Source organism: Sodalis sp. (in: enterobacteria), from assembly GCF_051710625.1.
Lineage (GTDB): Bacteria > Pseudomonadota > Gammaproteobacteria > Enterobacterales > Enterobacteriaceae > JBPESN01.
In genome coordinates this window covers 1-18872 of the sequence record NZ_JBPESN010000044.1, presented here as the reverse complement: position 1 = coordinate 18872, position 18872 = coordinate 1, and the positions used below count along the sequence as shown (strand labels likewise).

Here is an 18872-nt window from a genome sequence, read left to right as displayed (position 1 = left end):
TATCAGCCATGGTGCCGCTGGCGCGAGAAGTATCGCCACCATGGCAACCCAGAGAGGCTTCCGCATGGGGCGCTGGCTCGCAGGCAGGCTCATGAAAGAGCTGGGGCTGGTCAGTTGTCAGCAGCCGACGCCCAGGTATAAGCGTGGCGGTCAGGAGCATGTCGCGATCCCGAATTACCTTGAGCGCCAGTTCGCTGTAACGGAGCCAAACCAGGTATGGTGCGGCGAGGTGACGTATATCTGGACCGGGAAACGCTGGGCATACCTTGCGGTTGTTTTTGATCTGTTCGCGAGGAAAGCGCTGGGCTGGGCTATGTCGTTCTCCCCGGACAGCAGACTGACCATCAAAGCACCGGAAATGGTATGGGAAACGCGTGGCAAACCAGCCGGAGTGATGTTCCACAGCGATCAGGGTAGCCACTATAACGAGCAGGCAGTTCCGACAGTTGCTGTGGCGTTACCGGATCAAACAAAGCATAAGTCGGCGTGGTAACTATTGGGATAACAGTCCGATGGAGCGCTTCTTCCGCAGCCTGAAGACAGAATGGGTGCCGACAAAGGGTTACAACAGCTTCAGCGAAACAGCTCATAAAATTACCGACTATATCGTGGGATATTACAGCGCACTCAGGCCGCATGAATATAACGGTGGGTTGCCACCAAACGAATCAGAAAATAGATACTGGAAGAACGCTAACGCGGTGGCCAGTTTTAGTTGACCACTACAGTTTTTATACCCAGGTGTTTAGCGGTTATGGCGAGTCGCTAATCGATTATAATCATCGCCAGACGCGTATTGGGATGGGCTTTATACTCAATGATATGATGTAATTCACAGGGACTTAACCACGGACGCCGCTGCGGCGTTCGTCTGAAGACAAAGTTGGAGCAGATGTGTCTCCGGCGGAAATAATCCAGTGGAGAGCGTTGGCGGAGCAGGTGTTGCACGACACCTTCGGCTACCAGCAGTTTCGGCCGGGCCAGCAAACGATCATTCACGCGGTGCTCAGCGGCCGCAACTACCTGCTGGTCATGCCCACCGGCGGCGGTAAATCACTGTGCTATCAGATCCCCGCCCTGGTGATGGAGGGGCTGACGCTGGTGATTTCGCCGCTGATTTCGCTGATGAAGAACCAGGTTGATCAACTGCTGGCCAACGGCGTCGCGGCTGTCTGCCTGAACTCCACCCAAAGTCGCGAGCAGCAGTACGAGGTGATGGCGGCGTGCCGCGCCGGGCGCATTAAAATGCTCTACATCGCCCCCGAACGTCTGATGACGGACAACATGCTCGAGCAATTGCAGCAGTGGCGGCTGGCGATGATCGCGGTGGACGAGGCGCACTACACTTCTCAATGGGGACATGACTTCCGCCCGAAATATCGCGCGCTCGGACAAATCAAACGTCATTTCACAACGCTGCCGTTCCTCGCGCTGACCGCCACCGCGGACGAAGCGACGCGGCAAGATATCCTGCGCCTGCTGGACTTACGCGATCCGCTAATCCAGCTCAGCAGCTTCGACCGTCCCAATATCCGCTACACGCTGGTGGAGAAGTACAAACCCTTTGAGCAACTCTGGCACTTCGTGCAGGGTCTGCGCGGTAAAAGCGGTATTATTTATTGCAATAGGCGTTCGCGGGTGGAAGATCTGAGCGCGCGTTTGCAAAGCCGCGGCGTCAGCGTAGCCGCCTATCACGCGGGCCTGGAAAACGATCGCCGCGCTCAGGTGCAAGAGACGTTTCAGCGTGACGATTTACAGGTCGTGGTGGCGACGGTCGCCTTCGGCATGGGCATCAATAAGCCCAACGTGCGCTTTGTGCTGCACTTCGACATCCCGCGTACCATCGAGGAAACCAGGCGTGCCGGCCGCGACGGTCTGCCGGCAGAAGCCATTTTGCTGTATGATCCGGCGGACATGGCCTGGCTGCGGCGCTGTCTGGAAGAAAAACCCGTGGGTCAGCAGCAGGACATCGAGCGTCATAAGCTCAACGCCATGGGCGCCTTCGCCGAGGCGCAGACCTGCCGGCGGCGGGTGCTGCTGAACTATTTCGGCGAAGGTCGTCAGATGGCATGTGAAAACTGCGACATCTGCCTCGATCCGCCCAACTGCTACGATGGGCTGGAGGAAGCGCGCAAAGCGCTCTCCTGCATTTACCGGGTCGGGCAGCTTTTTAATATGGCCTATGTCGTTGAGGTGCTCAGAGGCGTCAACAGCCAGCGTATCCGCGAAAATGCGCACGACCGCCTGCCGGTTTACGGTATCGGCCGCGAGCGCAGCAATGAGGATTGGATAAGCGTGCTGCGGCAATTGATTCATCCGGGGCTGGTCAGCCAGAATATCATTCAGCATTCGGCGTTACAGCTAACAGAGTCAGCGCGGCCGGTGCTCAGGGGCGAGGTGGACTTGATGCTGGCGGAGCTGCGGGTGACCAATCTGAAAACCCGCGCGGCCCCCAAAACCTACGGCAGCAACTATGACCGCCCGCTGTTCGCCAGGCTGCGTAAAGCGCTGGCGGATGAGGCCAATGTCCCGCCCTATGTGGTGTTTAACGACGCCACGCTCTTGGAGATGGCAGAGCTGCTGCCCACCGACAGCGGCCAGATGTTGCGGGTCAATGGGGTGGGGAACCGCAAACTGGAGCGTTTCGGTCTGCCGTTTTTGGCCCTTATCCGCGAACACCTGTCTGATGAGGACTCGCGGCCGACCCTGAGTTAAAGGCGGTAAGGCCGATAGGTTCGCCAGGCGATGTACGGCGTCCTGGGCATCACCCTCGGGGTGGCTATCTGGGGGGCGGTAACTCTGTTGGGGCTGCATTTGCTTTTGAGCCGCATGGCCTGGCTGCACAGCCTTATTACCGTCGGCGGCGGTCTTATCTTTGCTAGATGGGCTAGCAATTGCTACGAGCCGACGGCCGGGAACATCGCTTTTTGCGCGGTTTGTTAACCAATCTGGCCAATCCCAGGCGGTCATTTACTTTGGTAGCCTCTTCTCGCTCTTCGTTGGCGATGATGTTGGCGCCGGCGCCCGTTTAGGAATATTTGCCCTGATTTTGGGCGAAACCCTGCTGTGGTTTTCCCTGGTGGCGGTGGTATCCGCCCTTGCCGGCGATGCGCCGCGGCTATCAGCGTCTTGCGCGCTGGATTGATGGCGTGGCCGGCATGTTGTTTGCCGGCTTCGGCATTAACCTCATTTTGTCGCGCTGAGGCGACGCCGGGCGATGTGCCGGGTGCGTAACGCGGAGTGGTTAACCCGTGAACGGCAATTTGCCGCGTCCTCTGCCGGCGAGCTACTGGATTTTTGGCGTGGGCGAGAAGAAGGAGAATTCGCCGGCGCGCAGTCGCTGCCGATTCGCTTTGTGCGCTTTTGCGCCCCCGATCATGATAAATTGGTGGTCATCAGCACCGGCCGTATTGAAAGCTATGTCAAATACCCTGAAGTGGCTTATGATCTGTTTCAGTGCGGCTATGATGTGATGATTATTAATCACCGTGGACAAGGGCTTTCCGGGCGATTGCTGGCGGACAGCCACCGCGGGCATATATTGCAGTTCGCTGATTATGTCGGTGATTTCGCCCATTTCTGGCAACGGGTTGTCCAACCGACCGGTTACCGCCGACGCTTTGCGCTGGCGCACTCCATGGGCGGCGCCATATTGCCGCTGTTTCTGGCTGATCAGCCGGACGCCTGCCACGCCGCCGCGCTGTGCGCGCCGATATTCGGGCTGCGCTTGCCGAGGCCGCTCTGGCTGGCCTGGCGGCCCCGGCCGTTAATGGTCAATATGCTGACGCACAGCTGTCAGCGTTATCGTAGCAATCTGCGGTATTAGGCCGATTACCCCGAGCTGCAGCTGGGCGGCCCCACTTACCATTGGGTGCGTGAGGGCATGCTAGCCGGTCAACAGGTGATGGCGCAGGCTGCGGCTATCACCACGCCGGGCCTGCTGCAGGCCGGGGAAGAAAAAATCGTCGACAATCGTAGCCACTGGGTGTTCTGTCAGGCCATGGCCCGGGCAGGTCATCCCTGTGAAAATAACGGCCCGATAACGATGACGAGCGCGCGTCACGAAATTTTACTCAAGACTGACCCGCTGCGCGCGCGGGCGCTCACGCTAATCGCTAATTTCTTTATGCGGCATCATTAATCTGCGGCGCTAGTTTCGCCGCATACACCAGAGGTTCTATCGCCCCATGTTCCATATTGTTGCGTCCGATCTAGATGGCACACTGCTCTCCCCGGCCCACAGGCTTACTCCCTACACCAAACAAACCCTGCAACTGCTGACCGCGCGCGGGATCCACTTCGTGTTCGCCACCGGCCGCCACCATGTGGATGTGGCGCAGATGCGCGCCAATCTGGAAATTGACACCTACATGATCACCTCTAACGGCGCGCGGGTGCACAACACCGCCGGCGAGTTGATCTTCTCCCACAATCTGGACAAGGACATTGCGGCAGAGTTGTTTAGCGTAGTGCATCAGGACCCGAGGATCCTGACCAATGTCTTCCGCAATGATGAATGGTTTATGAACTGCAATCGCGCCGATCAGGAAGATTTTTTCCGCGAGTCCACCTTCAAATATCAGGTGTATCAACAAGGGGCGCTGCCCACGGACGGCATTTGCAAAGTGTATTTCACCTGCGACGATCATCAGCGGCTGCTGGTATTGGAAGAGGCGCTCAACGCTCGCTGGGGCGATCGGGTCAACGTCAGCTTCTCACTGCCGGTTTGCCTGGAAGTCATGGCGGGCGGGGTTTCCAAAGGGCATGCGCTGCGACAGGTGGCCAGTTTGCTGGGCTATCAACTGCAGGATTGCATTTCCTTCGGCGACGGGATGAATGACCAGGAGATGCTGGCGATGGCCGGCAAAGGCTGCATTATGCAAAACGCCCAACAGCGTCTTAAAGAGGCATTGCCGAACCTGGAGGTCATCGGCAGCAACGAGGACGACGCCGTTCCCCGTTATCTGCGGGCAATGTATCTGGGCGATTGCTAAAAAAAACCTTACAAGTGCGAATGATAATGATTACTATTGTTTTGTCGCGCTTGCCGGTTATTGCGATACTGGCACGGGGGTACGACATTGCTCACATTGCTTCCAGTAATTTCAGCCAGCCTGTGCGCTGGCTTTTTTGTCCCCGGTTCATCCCTTGACGCAGATTTTTCATTCTAATTTTTTGAACTTGGCGATGATATTTTTCCGCTATTATTCTTTCAGGTCGCGTATAGACTAAAGGAAAATAGTGAGGAGAATTGAATATGAACATCCTGCGCGCCGCCAGCGATCGCGGTTATGCCCATCACGGCTGGCTGACCAACTGGCATAGTTTTTCCTTCGCCGATTACTATCATCTAGATTTTATAGCTTTTTCCGCGTTGCGGGTGATAAACGAGCACGTGATCGCCCCCGGACAGGGTTTCGGCACGCAGCCGCATAAGGATATGGAAATCCTGACCTATGTGCGCTCCGGCACGGTCGCGCATCGGAACAGTATGGGCAATCAGGCGCAGATTCACGCCGGTGAGTTTCAGATCATGAGGGCCGGGACCGGGATACGGCACTCTGAATACAATGCCCGCGACGATGCGCCCTTGCATCTCTATCAGATCTGGATAACGCCGGCGCAAACCGGCCGGCCGCCGCGCTACGAACAACGCCGCTTTGCGGCGCCCGAAGGTCGCCCAGTTGGTGCTACCGCCCGACGGCCGCGACGGCTTGCTGCAGGTGTTCCAGGATATGACCCTGACCCGCTGGGCGCCGCCGCGCGGGCGGTCGGATTCGCTGCCCATCGTCCCCTGCCGTCGGATGTGGCTACAGGTCATCGCCGGCGCGTTGACGGTGAATGATGTCAATATGACAACCGGCGATGCGCTCGCGGTAGCGGACGAAAGCCGTATTGTACTGGCGGCGCACGACGATAGCGAAGTGCTACTGTTTAATCTGCCCCCGGTTTGACCGGGATAAAAATACTCGGCAGCGGATTTTTTTGTTAAACTTGGCTGAATGATCGGCGGGGGTTAACAAGTTAATAATGAAGAAAAAAAGGCCGGGATTGCAGGATGTCGCCGATCAGGCTGGGGTAACCAAAATGACGGTGAGTCGCTATCTGCCCGATCCGGATCGGGTCTCCCAGGCGCTGCAGGCGAAGATGGCCGCGGCGCTTGATAGTCTGAGTTATATCCCTAACCGGGCGCCGGATATCCTCTCCAACGCCACCAGCCGCGCTATTCAGGTTTTTGTCGAAGTCCTGCGCGGGATTTGAGCGGGTCACCTATGCCAACGGCTATCAGACCATGCTAGCGCACTACGGTTATTCGCCGGAGCTGGAAGAGCTGCGGCTGACCTCGCTACTGTCTTATAACATTGACGGCCTTATCCTGTCCGAACGCCATCATACCCCCCGTACGCTGAAAATGATCGAAGTGGCGGGTATTCCGGTGGTGGAAATTATGGATTGCATCTCCCCCTGTCTGGATATGGCGGTGGGGTTTAATAATTTCGAGGCGGCGCGGCAAATGACCCGGCTTATCGTCGAGCGTGGGCATCATCAGGTGGTATATTTCGGCGCCCGACAGGATGAACGTACCATAATTAAGCAGCAAGGCTATGAGCAAGGCATGCGCGACGCCGGCTTGCCCGCCTATAGCATCATGATGACGGACTCCTCCAACTATTCCGCCGGTGTTAAATTACTGCGCCAGGCGCAGCGAGAATATCCCGGTATCAACGGCATAATCACCACCAATGACGACTTGGCCATAGGCGCATTGTTTGAATGCCAGCGCCAGGGAATTGCCGTGCCCGACAAGATGGCAATAGCCAGTTTTCACGGTCACGACTTCTCCCGCGTTGTTCATCCGCGCTTGGCCAGCGTACTCACCCCCCGTGAGGAAATGGGGCACCTGAGCGCCGACTGCCTGTTGGCCCGCCTGTGGGGCGAAGCGCGCGCTGACGAGCAAATCGACGTCGGTTTCACGTTACTGGCCGGGGAAAGTATTTGACCCTTACCCCGGAGCAGGCAACTTATCGTTGCAAAGTACATATGATCAGGGCCATCCGCTTTCTTCCTTCACCCTGCCGACCGGGAGAATTCTCTGACCCTGCGTTTCAGGTCAGGATATGATCCCGCTCACAAAATACTAATTTAGTTCCCCCATTCATTTCTTAGCGCAAGATGTTACCGGTATCATGATACCGGCAACATCATCTCGTAAGATACGATTTGAAGACTATCACCGATTGACCGGCGCGCGACTTACCGGTTCGGACAGATATTTATTGGGGAATTATCATGCCACCTTTTATTGTTGCCATTGGGGTAGCACTCCTGTTGCTCCTGATTATCCGTTTTAAATTAAACGGTTTCATCGCGTTAATCCTAGTTGCGCTGGCGGCAGGGATCCTGCAGGGCATGCCGGTCAACAAAGTCATCGGATCGATCAAAAACGGCGTTGGCGGCACACTGGGCAGTCTGGCGCTGATTATGGGTTTCAGTTCCATGCTGGGAAAATTGCTGGCGGATTGCGGCGGTGCTCAGCGTATTGCCACCACGCTTATCGACAAATTTGGACAGCATTATATTCAATGGGCTGTGGTATTAACGGGTTTCACCGTCGGGTTCGCGCTGTTTTATGAGATTGGTTTTGTGCTGATGCTGCCGCTGGTGTTCAGTATCGCCGCCAACGCGCGTATTTCGCTACTGTACTGCCAATGGCCGCCGCGCTGTCGGTAACGCACGGCTTCCTGCCGCCGCACCCTGGCCCTACCGCAATTGCCGCCATTTTCCACGCTGACATGGATAGAACGCTGTTATACGGCACCATCCTCGCCATTCCGACGGTCATTCTGGCCGGGCCGGTCTATTCGCGTTTCCTGCGCCATATTGACAAGCCGGTGCCGGAAGGTCCGTATACCCCGAAAAAGTTTACCGAGCAGGAGATGCCGAGCTTTGCCGTCAGCGTCTGGACTTCGCTGGTTCCGGTGGTATTAATGGCGCTGCGTGCCGTTACCGAAATGGTATTACCGGCGGGCAATCCCATCCTGGCGTATACCGAGTTCTTCGGCGACCCGATTATGGCCACGTTTATCGCCTTGCTAATCGCCATCTTCACGTTCAATCTTAATCGCGGCCGCTTTATGGATAAGGTGATGAATACCATTACCGATTCCATAAAAATTATCGCCATGATGCTCTTGATTATCAACGGCGGCGGGGCCTTCAAACAGGTCCTGGTAGACAGCGGCGTGGATAAATATATCGCTTTGCTGATGGAAGGCAGCACCATTTCACCGCTGTTGCTCGCCTGGACCATCGCCGCTACGCTGCGCATTGCGCTGGCTTCGGCGACGGTCGCCGCGATTACCGCCGGCGGTATCGCCGCACCGCTTATCGCCACCACCGGTGTCAGCCCCCAACTGATGGTTATCGCCGTCGGCGACGGCAGCGTGATCTTTTCTCACGTCAATGACCCCGGTTTCTGGCTGTTCAAGGAGTATTTCAACCTGACCATCGGCGAGACCGTCCGCTCCTGGTCGGTGCTGGAAACCATCATCGCGGCCAGCGGCCTGCTGGGCTGTCTGTTGCTGAATATGGTGATTTAAGCTTCAGCGAATAGCGCGTGGTAACACGTGCGGTCCGGCGTGGCAGTGTGCCCGCCGTGCCTTTTTTTATCTCGTCGACCTGCCAGCTCCCTTACCCGAGCTGCTTGGCAACGCTTATTACCCCCGGTCAAATGAGCCGGCGATGGCGTTTTCCCCTCAGGCGCGCAGATAGGCGCGGACGCCATCTAAAAACATCTGGGTCGAGATCATCACCAGCAATAGCCCCATCAATCGCTCAAGCGCGCTGACGCCTTTATTGCCCAACAAGCGTAAAAAGACGTCGGATAGCATCAGTATGACCACCGACAGGCCCCAGGCTATCAGTAACGCCAGTACCAAATGATTAATTCGTTGAGGATATTGATGCGAAAGCAGCATCAATGCCGCAAGGATAGACGGCCCGGCGACCAGCGGAATCGCCAGCGGCACCAAAAACGGCTCCTCACCCGCCGGCAGGCCGGAGCTATTGCCTTCCTGTGAAGGAAAGATCATTTTGATGGCGATTAAAAATAAAATAATGCCGCCGGAGATCGACACCGTTTCGGTGCGCAAGCTGAGGAACGACAGAATATGCTCGCCGGCGAACAAAAAAATCAGCATCAGCAGCAGCGCTATCAACATTTCCCGGATGACGATAATACGCCGCCGCTTCGGCTCCAAATGTTTAAGCACCGACATGAAAATGGGCAAGTTACCCAAAGGATCCATAATGAAAAATAACAAAACGGTAGCCGATATCATTTCGCTCATTATTACCTCGACGTCATCAGCGCCGGCGTCCCGGCAATGGCAGGGGAAGAGTATAAGCGCCGTTGCTGAAAAAGGGCTTAAAATCGAATAATTTTACTTGCGGCATTTCAGCCACATTTTGTAAGGTGGACACAGTGTTTCCTGCTGAAGCTTCGCAGTAAGAGCAGGCGGAATAGTTTGTCACCCCCCTACGGCAGGACAGTTAAACATGAAAAACGTTGGTTTTATCGGCTGGCGCGGTATGGTCGGTTCAGTGCTGATGCAGCGCATGACCGAAGAGCGCGATTTTGACGCCATCCGCCCGGTATTTTTTTCCACTTTCCAGCATGGCCAGCCGGCACCGGCGGTAAACGGCCAGCAGGGTGTGCTGCAAGATGCGCGGGATCTGGCGGCGCTTAGCGCGCTGGACATTATTGTCACCTGTCAAGGCGGCGATTATACCAACGAAATCTATCCCCAGCTGCGTGAAATCGGCTGGCAGGGCTACTGGATTGATGCGGCGTCGTCGCTGCGTATGCGCGATGACGCAATTATCATTTTGGATCCCGTCAATCAGGCCGTCATCCAGCAAGAGCTAGAACGCGGTATCAAAACCTTTGTCGGTGGTAATTGCACCGTGAGTCTGATGCTGATGTCGCTGGGCGGTTTGTTTGCCCAAGATTTGGTGGAATGGGTTTCGGTGGCCACCTATCAGGCGGCATCAGGTGGCGGCGCGCGCCATATGCGCGAGCTCCTGGTGCAAATGGAACAATTGCACGGCGCGGTAGCCAAACCGTTGCAGGATCCGGCTTCGGCCATTTTGGATATTGAGCGTCGGGTCACCGAACTGACCCGCAGCGGTACCCTGCCGACGGATAATTTTGGCGTACCGCTGGCCGGTAGCCTGATCCCCTGGATCGACAAGCAGCTGGAAAACGGCCAGAGCTGCGAAGAGTGGAAAGGCCAGGCGGAAACCAACAAGATCCTTAATACCTGCCAGCCGATACCGGTGGACGGGCTGTGCGTGCGTATAGGCGCTCTACGCTGCCATAGCCAGGCGTTTACGCTGAAGCTGAAGAAGGATGTGCCGCTGGCGGAAATCGAGCAACTGCTCGCGACCCATAATGATTGGGTGACCGTGGTGCCCAACGATCGTGAATTGTCGATACGGGAGCTGACGCCGGCAGCAGTGACCGGTACGCTGAAAACCCCGGTCGGTCGGCTGCGGAAATTAAATATGGGCCCGGAGTATCTTTCAGCCTTTACCGTCGGCGACCAGCTATTGTGGGGCGCTGCCGAGCCTCTGCGCCGTATGCTGCGCCAGTTGGCGCATTAAACGACCTCTCGCCGCCTGCCGCGGGATGCCGGGGCTTTTCTTCCCAGCTTCAATAGCAGCGGGATTCGAGCCGCTTCTCGCCGCCCCCTGCGGCGAGAACCTCTCGGCGGTTGCCGCCTGTGCTGTGTTTGCCGGCCGGTTGCCTTTAGCTGCCGGCGGCGGCATTATTTGCGGCGCTGGCGTCATGCCCGACGCATTTTCGTGGGCTGACGGCATTCGGCCGCCGCGTCGTGATGGGGCAGGGGCCGTTTGTCGCGTGAAAAAAAACACCTTTTTGCTGCCGATAAGCGAGATTATTCCCTTAATGCTTTCACTCTGTCCACGGCTGAAACGCGCCGCACTTTAAGCGCTATCAGGCGCTATCAGGCGCTAACAGGCGCTAACGGACGCTAACGATTCATGTACGCTGCTACTTTCTTTCCTTTAGCGAAAGAAGGGAACAAGGCGGCCCATCTCCTGCTCCTGTCTGAGCGTGGCCAACCCCCAGCGCCGCTGTCGCAAGTGGCCGCGGTGACGATAATTCGCTTATCCGTTATACGCATTACCTGCTGGTGCAGAACATTGACTGTACCTGATGCCGCACCTATCGCCAAGATGCTTAATTGGCATAAAAAAATTAACTTAGCGAAGCTAAGTTTTTCATAGGCTTAATAGTTAATAAAAAATTCTGTTACGCAAGCCTGAACGCACAGTAAACATTTGTCTATGCTTATTATTGATGGTTTTATGATTACGTCCTCATCGTAATTGTCTCTCACTATGGCATTTTCTGCTCCCTTGTCACGTACGGGTTAACCGCCAAGCGCGGCTGACAGTGCGAGACCTTACTGGTGGGTAGGTTATAAACGTTTATTTTTTTGCAATATCCTTTTATTTCATGGAGTAAGTAAAGGAAGAATACACGGCAGGATATCCCGACCAAGACGTTATTACCGCACTGGTGGCCGGCCATTATGCCGATCCATTTTCTTTATTGGGCATGCATCAAACCGCTGCGGGATTGGTAGTACGCGCCTTATTGCCCGAGCCCAGCGCGGTAACGGTAATTGAGGCTAAAAATGGGCGCAGGGTCATAGAGTTAACCTGTGAAGATCAATACGGTTTTTTTAGCGGGATTGTCCCGCGGCGTAAAAATCCTTTCCATTATCAACTGGCCGTCACTTGGCATGATCATACCTATATTATTGAGGATCCCTATCGTTTCGGTCCTTTGTTGCAGGATATTGACAGTTGGCTGCTGGCGGAAGGAACCCATTTACGTCCCTAGGAACGGTTGGGGGCGCATCCGGAAGTGCTGGATGAGGTCTCGGGCATGCGCTTCGCCGTTCGGGCGCCCAATGCGCAGCGGGTTTCGGTGGTCGGAGAGTTTAATTTTTAGGATGGCCGCCGCCATCCGATGCGCCAGCGGCGGGAAAACGGTCTTTGGGAATTGTTTCTGCCGGCGGCAACCCTAGGTTAATTATATAAATATAAAATTATCGATTGTCATGGCCAGACGCGGCTTAAGGCCGATCCTTACGCTTTCTAGGCGCAAATGCACCCGGAACACGGCATCCCTGACGCGGGGGTTGCCGCCGCTGGCGGCGTCACCGGACGCGGCACGTCGTCGGGCCAACGCGATGAATCAGCCTATCGCCATTTATGAAGTGCATCTGGGCTCCTGGCGCCGCCACGCCGAGAACAATTATTGGCTCAGTTATCTGGAGCTGGCGGAGCCATTGGTAAGTTATGTCAAGTACATGGGCTTTACCCGTATCGAATTGCTGCCGATTAACGAGCACCCTTTCGACGGGAGTTGGGAATATCAGCCTCTCGGCATCTATGCGCCGACGCGCCGTTTCGGCACGCCGGAAGATTTTCGTGCGCTGATTGATGCCGCTCATCAGGCCGGACTGAACGTGCTGCTGGACTGGGTGCCAGGCCATTTCCCGAGCGACGAGTTTGGGCTGGCCCAGTTCGACGGTACGGCTCTGTATGAATTATGCCGATCCCAAAGAAGGACGGCATCAGGACTGGAATACGCTTATTTACAGCTACGGCCGCAACGAAGTGCGTAACTATCTGGCCGGTAATGCGCTGGATCCGCTGGCGTTAGCATTTCTGGCGCACGTGTTGTTTCTCGAGGGGCAGGCACAGGTCAGCCAGGCGGGTTACATACCGCTGACGGAATCCCAGCGGCAGGCGGCGCTGCCGGTGGCGGGATTGCCCACAGCCGCGCAGGTGAAAGTTTCACCCTGAACGTCAATAAATTTCAATAGCATTGAAATTTTCTCGTTTGTGCGGTCGTAGGCGAAGTAACACACTGCCATTAAAAAATATAGACGCCTGGATGTCTGTAAGTTGCTGGGCGTGACTATCCCGTCGCCAAACTATCCTGGTCATCACGCTGATGACGCCTTCGTGGAGCAGTAAAATGCAAAGAACGCAAGCCCCTTTCCGTGCCGATGTGGTCTGCAGCCTGTTACGCCCCGCCGCCATCAAGCAGGCCCGTCAACGTTTCGCCGATGGCGAGATAGATGGCGGGCAGCTGCGCGCCGTTGAAGATAACGAAATTGCACGGGTTGTCGCGGAGCAGCGCACGTTGGGGCTACAGGTTGTCACGGACTGAGAGTTCCGCCGCGCCTGGTGGCATATGGATTTCTTTGAAGGATTGGACGAGGTCGAGGGTTACCAACCGGATCAGGGGATTCAATTTCAGGGCGTACAGACCAAGGCCCGCGGCGTCAAAGTCACCGGTAAACTCGGTTTCAGCCATCACCCGATGCTGGGGGATTTCCGTTTTCTGCAAAGCTTGGCCGGCGATGCAGTGCCGAAAATGATTATTCCCAGCCCGAGCGTGTTGCATTTTCGCGGCGGGCGCGCGGCGATTGATAAGCAGGTCTATCCCGATCTGGCCACGTATTTTGACGATCTGGCGCAAACCTGGCACTACGCCATTGCTGCATTTTATGCCGCTGGCTGCCGCTATTTGCAGCTTGATGACACCGTCTGGGGCTATCTGTGCTCGGAAGATCAAAAGCGTAAGATGCGTGAACGTGGCGATGATCCGGACGTCCTGGCGCAGACATATGCCGATGTGCTCAATAAAGCGTTGGCCGGTAAGCCGGAAGATTTGGTGGTTAGCTTGTATGTTTGCTGCGGCAATTTTCGTTCCACCTAGATTTCCGAAGGGGGGGGGGGGTTATGAGCCGGTCGCGCCAATCCTGTTCGGTCAGGTGCAGGTGGACGCGTTCTTCCTGAAGTATGATACCGAGCGCGCCGGCGGCTTTGAACCGCTGCGTTTTATTAACCCCGCGCATCAACAGGCGGTGCTGGGGCTTATCACCTCGAAAACGCCGGCGCTCGAATGCTGGATCCGCCTTTATGAGGCCAGCCAGTATGTCAGTCTGGATCAGTTGTGCCTGAGCCCGCAGTGCGGTTTCGCCTCGACCGAAGAGGGCAATAAGCTCAGTGAACAGCAGCAATGGGATAAGCTGAAGTTGGTGCTGGATATCGTTCGCCGCGCCTGGTAATACCCCTTAAGCGCGGGTAGTCGCCTGCCCGCGCGTCTTCCTTCCGGTGGGCGGACCCCTGCACACCTCCCTGAACCTAGGGACAGCCTATAGACCTGCGTTAGCCTGGAGCATCGGGGTAGACGGATGAGCAGCGGGGTTGCCTCATAAGCATCGGGACAGGCCTTGAACATTGATGCCCCCTCGCGCCAAACAGCGCCTGTACCTCAGGATATCATCACCCGCAATCTCTCCGCGGCGCCGGACTCTGCCGCTTCGCCGCGGCGCGTGCATAGGGGTCTGCGTCATAGAAATTTCTTATGTCACAAACGCGATTTTCGCTGCCGGGTGGGTTATCATGTAGCGTAGATGTAGATAAGGCAATATTTGAATACTTAAACTAAAAGTTTTTTGAAAAGCAGATTATAATGCCAGTTTTAACAGATGGACTCGCCAGCAACCGCTATAAACTATTAAATTAGTCGCCGTTGTCGCGCCGTCCGTCAGTATTGCTCTCCGCATTATTTTTCTGTCCGGCTTAACCGCCGTTCACGCGTTGCCAACCGTCGCGGTCAAGGGCGTGCAAATCACCGCTCCGTCATAAGAATTTGTTATTGCGAACTACTACAAACCTTAATACAAACCCATGACAAAACGTTTAACCTCCAAAGACATCCTCGCGCTGGGCTTTATGCCCTTTGCGCTGTTTGTCGGCGCCGGCAATATCATCTTTCCGCCAATGGCTGGCCTGCAATCCGGCCAGCATGTCTGGTTGGAGGCGGCGGGCTTTTTGATTACGGCGGTTGGCCTTCCGGTTATCACCGTTATAGCGCTGGCGCGGTTCGGCGGCGGCATTGATGCGCTAAGTTTGCCTATCGGTCAAAAAGCCAGTCTGCTTTTGGCGGTGGTCTGCTATTTGGCGGTGGGGCCACTCACTGTTTGCTACACCGCGCACCGCTACCGTGTCGTTTGCGGTCGGGGTCGCCCCCTTTGCCGGCAACGGCGAACTGCCTCTGCTGATTTATAGTCTGATTTATTTCGCCCTGGTGATCGGTATCTCTCTCTACTCCCGGTCGCTTGCTGGATACGCTGGGCCATGTGCTGGCGCCGCTCAAAATTATCACGCTGGCGGTGCTGGGAATGGCGGCAATGCTATGGCCGGCAGGGCAGCCGCTGCCGGTGGCGGTGAGCTACAGGCATTTGCCGTTTTACAGCGGTTTTGTGAACGGCTATCTCACCATGGATACCTTGGGCGTAATGGTTTTCGGCATCGTTATCGTCAACGCCGCCCAGTCGCGCGGTGTGGCGAGTGCGCAGTTGCTCACTTGTATACCATTTTCGCCGGCCTGATTGCCGGTATTGGTCCGACGGCCGTCTATCTGACGCAGTTTAAACTGGGGTCGGGTAGCGGCGTGCTGGTGCCTGAGGCACAAAACGGCGCGGAAATTCTGCACGTTTATGTGCAATACACCTTCGGCGCCGCCGGCAGTGGTTTTCTGACGGTGCTGATTACTGTAGCCCGTCTGGTCACCGCGGTAGGGCTGACCTGCGCCTGCGCCGAGTTTTTTAGCGCACATACCGGTACCAATTATGGCAAATTGGTGTTCCTGCTAGGGCTGTTCTCCATGGTGGTTTCCAATTTGGGACTGAGCCATCTGATATCGATTTCCGTGCCGGTCCTTACCGCCATTTATCCGCCTTGCATTGTGCTGATTCTGCTGAGCTTTACCCTGCGCTGGTGGCACTCCAGCAGCCGTCTTGTCGCGCCGGGCATGCTGGTCAGCCTGCCGTTTGGCTGTCTCGATGGCATCAAGGTGTCGGCTTACCCCGACCCTTCTGCCTGCCTGGGTAGAGCGCCTGCCGCTGAGTGCCCAGGGACTGGCCTGGCAGCCGCCGACGCTTGTTATGCTCATCGTCGCGGGGGTCGATCAATCCCACGGGCGGCAGAAAATCTCTGTTCTGTAAGCGGTCGCGATGTAATCAATAGACCACGGACACCGTTCCGTGGTTTTTTCCTGTGAAAAAAAGGGTTCAGGTCATGCAATCTCCCACCCCTCTTCGCTGAAGCGGGCTCTTTCTACGCGGCACATTCGGTTTATGGCGCTCGGATCCGCAATTGGCACCGGCTTGTTCTATGGTTCTGCTGATGCGATTAAAATGGCCGGTCCCAGCGTGCTGCTGGCTTATCTGATAGGCGGGGCTGGCGGCGTATATCATCATGCGCGCCCTGGGTGAAATGTCGGTGGAAAAACCGAATGCCGGTTTGTTCTCACGCTACGCACAGGATAATCTTGGCCCAATGGGGGGGTATATCACCGGCTGAACCTACTGTTTTGAAATTTTGATTGTCGCCATCGCCGATGTCACCGCCTTCGGCATTTATATGAGTGTATGGTTCCCCCTGGTGCCGCATTGGGTCTGGGTGTTGAGTGTGGTGCTGTTTATCGGCGCGATTAATCTACTCAGCGTCAAAGCCTTCGGCGAGCTGGAGTTATGGTTTTCCTTTTTCAAAGTGGGCACCATCATTGTCATGATCCTGGCCGGCCTCGGTATCATCGTCTGGGGAATCGGCAACGGCGGCCAGCCCACCGGCGTAGCGAATTTATGGCGCCACGGTGGCTTCTTCAGGCACGGCGTCTGGGGCATGGTACTGTCGCTGCAAATGGTGATGTTCGCCTACGGCGGGATTGAAATTATCGGCATTACCGCCGGCGAAGCGCGGGATCCGCAGCGGTCCATACCCCGCGCCATCAACTCCGTGCCCTGGCGTATCCTGCTATTCTATGTCGGTACCCTGGCGGTTATCATGTCCATCTATCCTTGGGATCAGGTAGGTACAGGCGGTAGCCCGTTCGTGCTGACTTTCCAACATTTGGGCATCCTCGTCGCCGCTGGCCTGCTGAACTTCGTGGTGCTGACGGCCTCGTTATCGACCATCAACAGCGACGTGTTCGGCGTGGGCCGCATGTTGCACGATATGGCGAGGCAGGAGCACGCGCCGCGCCTGTTCCAGCGCGTATCGCGTCACGGTAACGGTGCTGGTGACGATGCTGGCCATGCTGGTAGCGGTCTATTTAAATTATATTATGCCGGAAAATGTTTTCCTGCTGATCGCCTCACTGGCAACCTTTGCCACCGTGTGAGTGTGGATCATGATTTTATGTTCACACATCGCATTTTGCCGCAGGCTCAAGCCTGAGCAGGTGCAGGCGCTGAAATTCCCGTTGCCCGGTGGCGCCCTCACCGCGAGTATCAGCGTGCTCTTCCTGTTATTTATTAACGGCCTGATAGGGTATTTTCCTACTACTAGCGCCTCGCTGTACGTTGGCGCGGTGTGGATTTTATTGCTGTTACTGGGGGTACCGCCGCGTAAAAACGAAGCGCGTAGCCGCCTCCTAAGGACCGTGCCGGAGATTGCCATGATGGGGAAGAGCTCCCCGTGTGCAGCGGGGCGCGCGCCCTGAACATTTAGCATAAAAAAAGCCGGTCGGGTTGCCGACCGGCGTGATACGGGCAGAGTCACTGCCTTAACTGCCTTATCTGCACGAACGCAAGGCGATTACAGCCTGGTCAGGTTTTCGGACAGATATTTAGCAACCCCTTCCGGAGAAGCGCCCATCCCTTCCTGTCCCTTTTCCCACTGTGCCGGGCAAACTTCACCGTGTTCTTCGTGAAATTGCAGCGCGTCGACCATGCGCATCATTTCGTCGATATTGCGGCCCAGCGGCAGATCGTTAACCACCTGATGGCGGACGACCCCGTCTTTGTCGATTAAGAACGAACCGCGCAGCGCGACGCCGGCGTCTGGATGTTCAATGCCGTAAGCTTTAATAATTTCGCGTTTGATATCCGCCACCATGGGGTACTGAACCGGTCCGATACCGCCTTTGTCGGTCGGTACCTGCCGCCAGGCGTTGTGTACAAACTCAGAATCGAAAGACACGCCGATGATTTCAACGCCGCGCTTCTGAAATTCCGCGTAGCGTTTGTCAAACGCAATCAATTCAGACGGGCAGACGAAAGTGAAGTCCATCGGCCAGAAGAAAATGACTGCCGCTTTACCCTGGATATGCGATTTAAGATTGAAATTGTCAACGATTTCACCGTTGCTGAGCACGGCGGCAGCCGTAAAATCTGGGGCTTGACGAGTAACCAGGACCATATTAACTCCTGTAAAATAGCGTTTGCGGATTGATAGGATTTGAGCCGACCTAGTATAAGGCCGTGCCGGGGGGGGAATAAAGTCACCTGTACCGATTGGTTAAATAGGTTATGCCTATCGAAGCGATAGGTGAATCTTGCCATTTATACCCCGTAAAACACGTTGGTCGTTCAGCCGGTCGCGTTGAACGCGGTTCCTCGCCAGGGAGCAAAGGCAATGCAAAAGGCAGAGCCAAAGGCTAAGGAGAAGTGTAGTCGCACACTGAATTTGGCCGCCTGAACAGAGGTGATACGCTCACCTCAGAACAACACGGGTGCACCAATGAAAAGAAGAAATTTTAGTCCTGAATTCAAACGCGAATCCGCTCAACTGGTTGTCGACCAAAATTACACCGCCGTGCAAGCAGCAAAAGCCATGGACGTCGGCCTTTCTACGATGACGAAATGGGTAAAACAACTGCGTGATGAGCGACAGGGGAAAACGCCAAAAGCCTCTCCCATAACCCCGGAACAAATTGAAATACGTGAGCTCAAGAAGAAGGTACAACGCATTGA

Annotated in this window: 6 protein-coding genes and 11 pseudogenes; 15 read left to right on the top strand and 2 right to left on the bottom strand. The window is 55.8% G+C overall.

Annotation, left to right across the window (positions count from 1 at the left end; genetic code table 11):
• The 9 genes and pseudogenes from ACTBDU_RS11200 to gntT form a co-directional block, all read left to right on the top strand.
• A pseudogene (locus ACTBDU_RS11200) lies at positions 1-719 on the top strand (IS3 family transposase); the annotation flags it as partial.
• 1 nt (position 720) lies between these two features.
• Positions 721-831, top strand: a pseudogene (locus ACTBDU_RS11195) (phospholipase A); the annotation flags it as partial.
• A gap of 63 nt (positions 832-894) precedes the next feature.
• Positions 895-2715: an ATP-dependent DNA helicase RecQ gene (gene recQ, locus ACTBDU_RS11190; RefSeq protein WP_438806514.1), complete on the top strand. Its 1821-nt coding sequence runs from the start codon at positions 895-897 to the stop codon at positions 2713-2715.
• 24 nt (positions 2716-2739) lie between these two features.
• A pseudogene (locus ACTBDU_RS11185) lies at positions 2740-3203 on the top strand (LysE family transporter); the annotation flags it as partial.
• Between the two features lie 14 nt (positions 3204-3217).
• A pseudogene (locus ACTBDU_RS11180) lies at positions 3218-4141 on the top strand (alpha/beta fold hydrolase).
• A 46-nt stretch (positions 4142-4187) separates the two neighbouring features.
• Positions 4188-4994 carry a sugar/pyridoxal phosphate phosphatase YigL gene (yigL, locus tag ACTBDU_RS11175; protein WP_438806513.1) on the top strand — a complete coding sequence of 269 codons (807 nt, stop codon included), beginning with the start codon at positions 4188-4190 and terminating at the stop codon, positions 4992-4994.
• 263 nt (positions 4995-5257) lie between these two features.
• Positions 5258-5954, top strand: a pseudogene (locus tag ACTBDU_RS11170) (pirin family protein).
• A gap of 76 nt (positions 5955-6030) precedes the next feature.
• Positions 6031-7000: pseudogene (gene gntR, locus ACTBDU_RS11165) on the top strand (gluconate operon transcriptional repressor GntR).
• A gap of 290 nt (positions 7001-7290) precedes the next feature.
• Positions 7291-8600 (top strand): annotated as a pseudogene (gene gntT, locus ACTBDU_RS11160) (gluconate transporter).
• A 156-nt stretch (positions 8601-8756) separates the two neighbouring features.
• On the opposite strand, the gene ACTBDU_RS11155 reads toward gntT, so the two are convergent.
• Positions 8757-9350, bottom strand: a complete 594-nt coding sequence (locus tag ACTBDU_RS11155) for a YhgN family NAAT transporter (RefSeq protein ID WP_438806512.1) — start codon at positions 9348-9350, stop codon at positions 8757-8759.
• Positions 9351-9558: 208 nt separating this feature from the next.
• On the opposite strand from ACTBDU_RS11155, the gene asd reads away from it, so the two are divergent.
• The 5 genes and pseudogenes from asd to proY all read left to right on the top strand — a co-directional run bounded on the left by asd (position 9559) and on the right by proY (position 17620).
• On the top strand, positions 9559-10665 hold the full coding sequence (asd, locus tag ACTBDU_RS11150; RefSeq protein ID WP_438806511.1) for an aspartate-semialdehyde dehydrogenase: 1107 nt from the start codon (positions 9559-9561) through the stop codon (positions 10663-10665).
• Between the two features lie 979 nt (positions 10666-11644).
• Positions 11645-12744 (top strand): annotated as a pseudogene (locus ACTBDU_RS11145) (GlgB N-terminal domain-containing protein); the annotation flags it as partial.
• A 334-nt stretch (positions 12745-13078) separates the two neighbouring features.
• Positions 13079-14177, top strand: a pseudogene (locus ACTBDU_RS11140) (cobalamin-independent methionine synthase II family protein).
• Between the two features lie 625 nt (positions 14178-14802).
• Positions 14803-16121, top strand: a pseudogene (gene brnQ, locus ACTBDU_RS11135) (branched-chain amino acid transport system II carrier protein).
• Between the two features lie 132 nt (positions 16122-16253).
• Positions 16254-17620: pseudogene (proY, locus tag ACTBDU_RS11130) on the top strand (proline-specific permease ProY).
• A gap of 95 nt (positions 17621-17715) precedes the next feature.
• Here the strand turns inward: proY and ACTBDU_RS11125 are convergent.
• Positions 17716-18318: a peroxiredoxin C gene (locus ACTBDU_RS11125; protein ID WP_438806510.1), complete on the bottom strand. Its 603-nt coding sequence runs from the start codon at positions 18316-18318 to the stop codon at positions 17716-17718.
• 321 nt (positions 18319-18639) lie between these two features.
• On the opposite strand from ACTBDU_RS11125, the gene ACTBDU_RS11120 reads away from it, so the two are divergent.
• The coding region (locus tag ACTBDU_RS11120; RefSeq protein ID WP_438806509.1) for a transposase at positions 18640-18872 on the top strand (233 nt) is incomplete at its 3' end.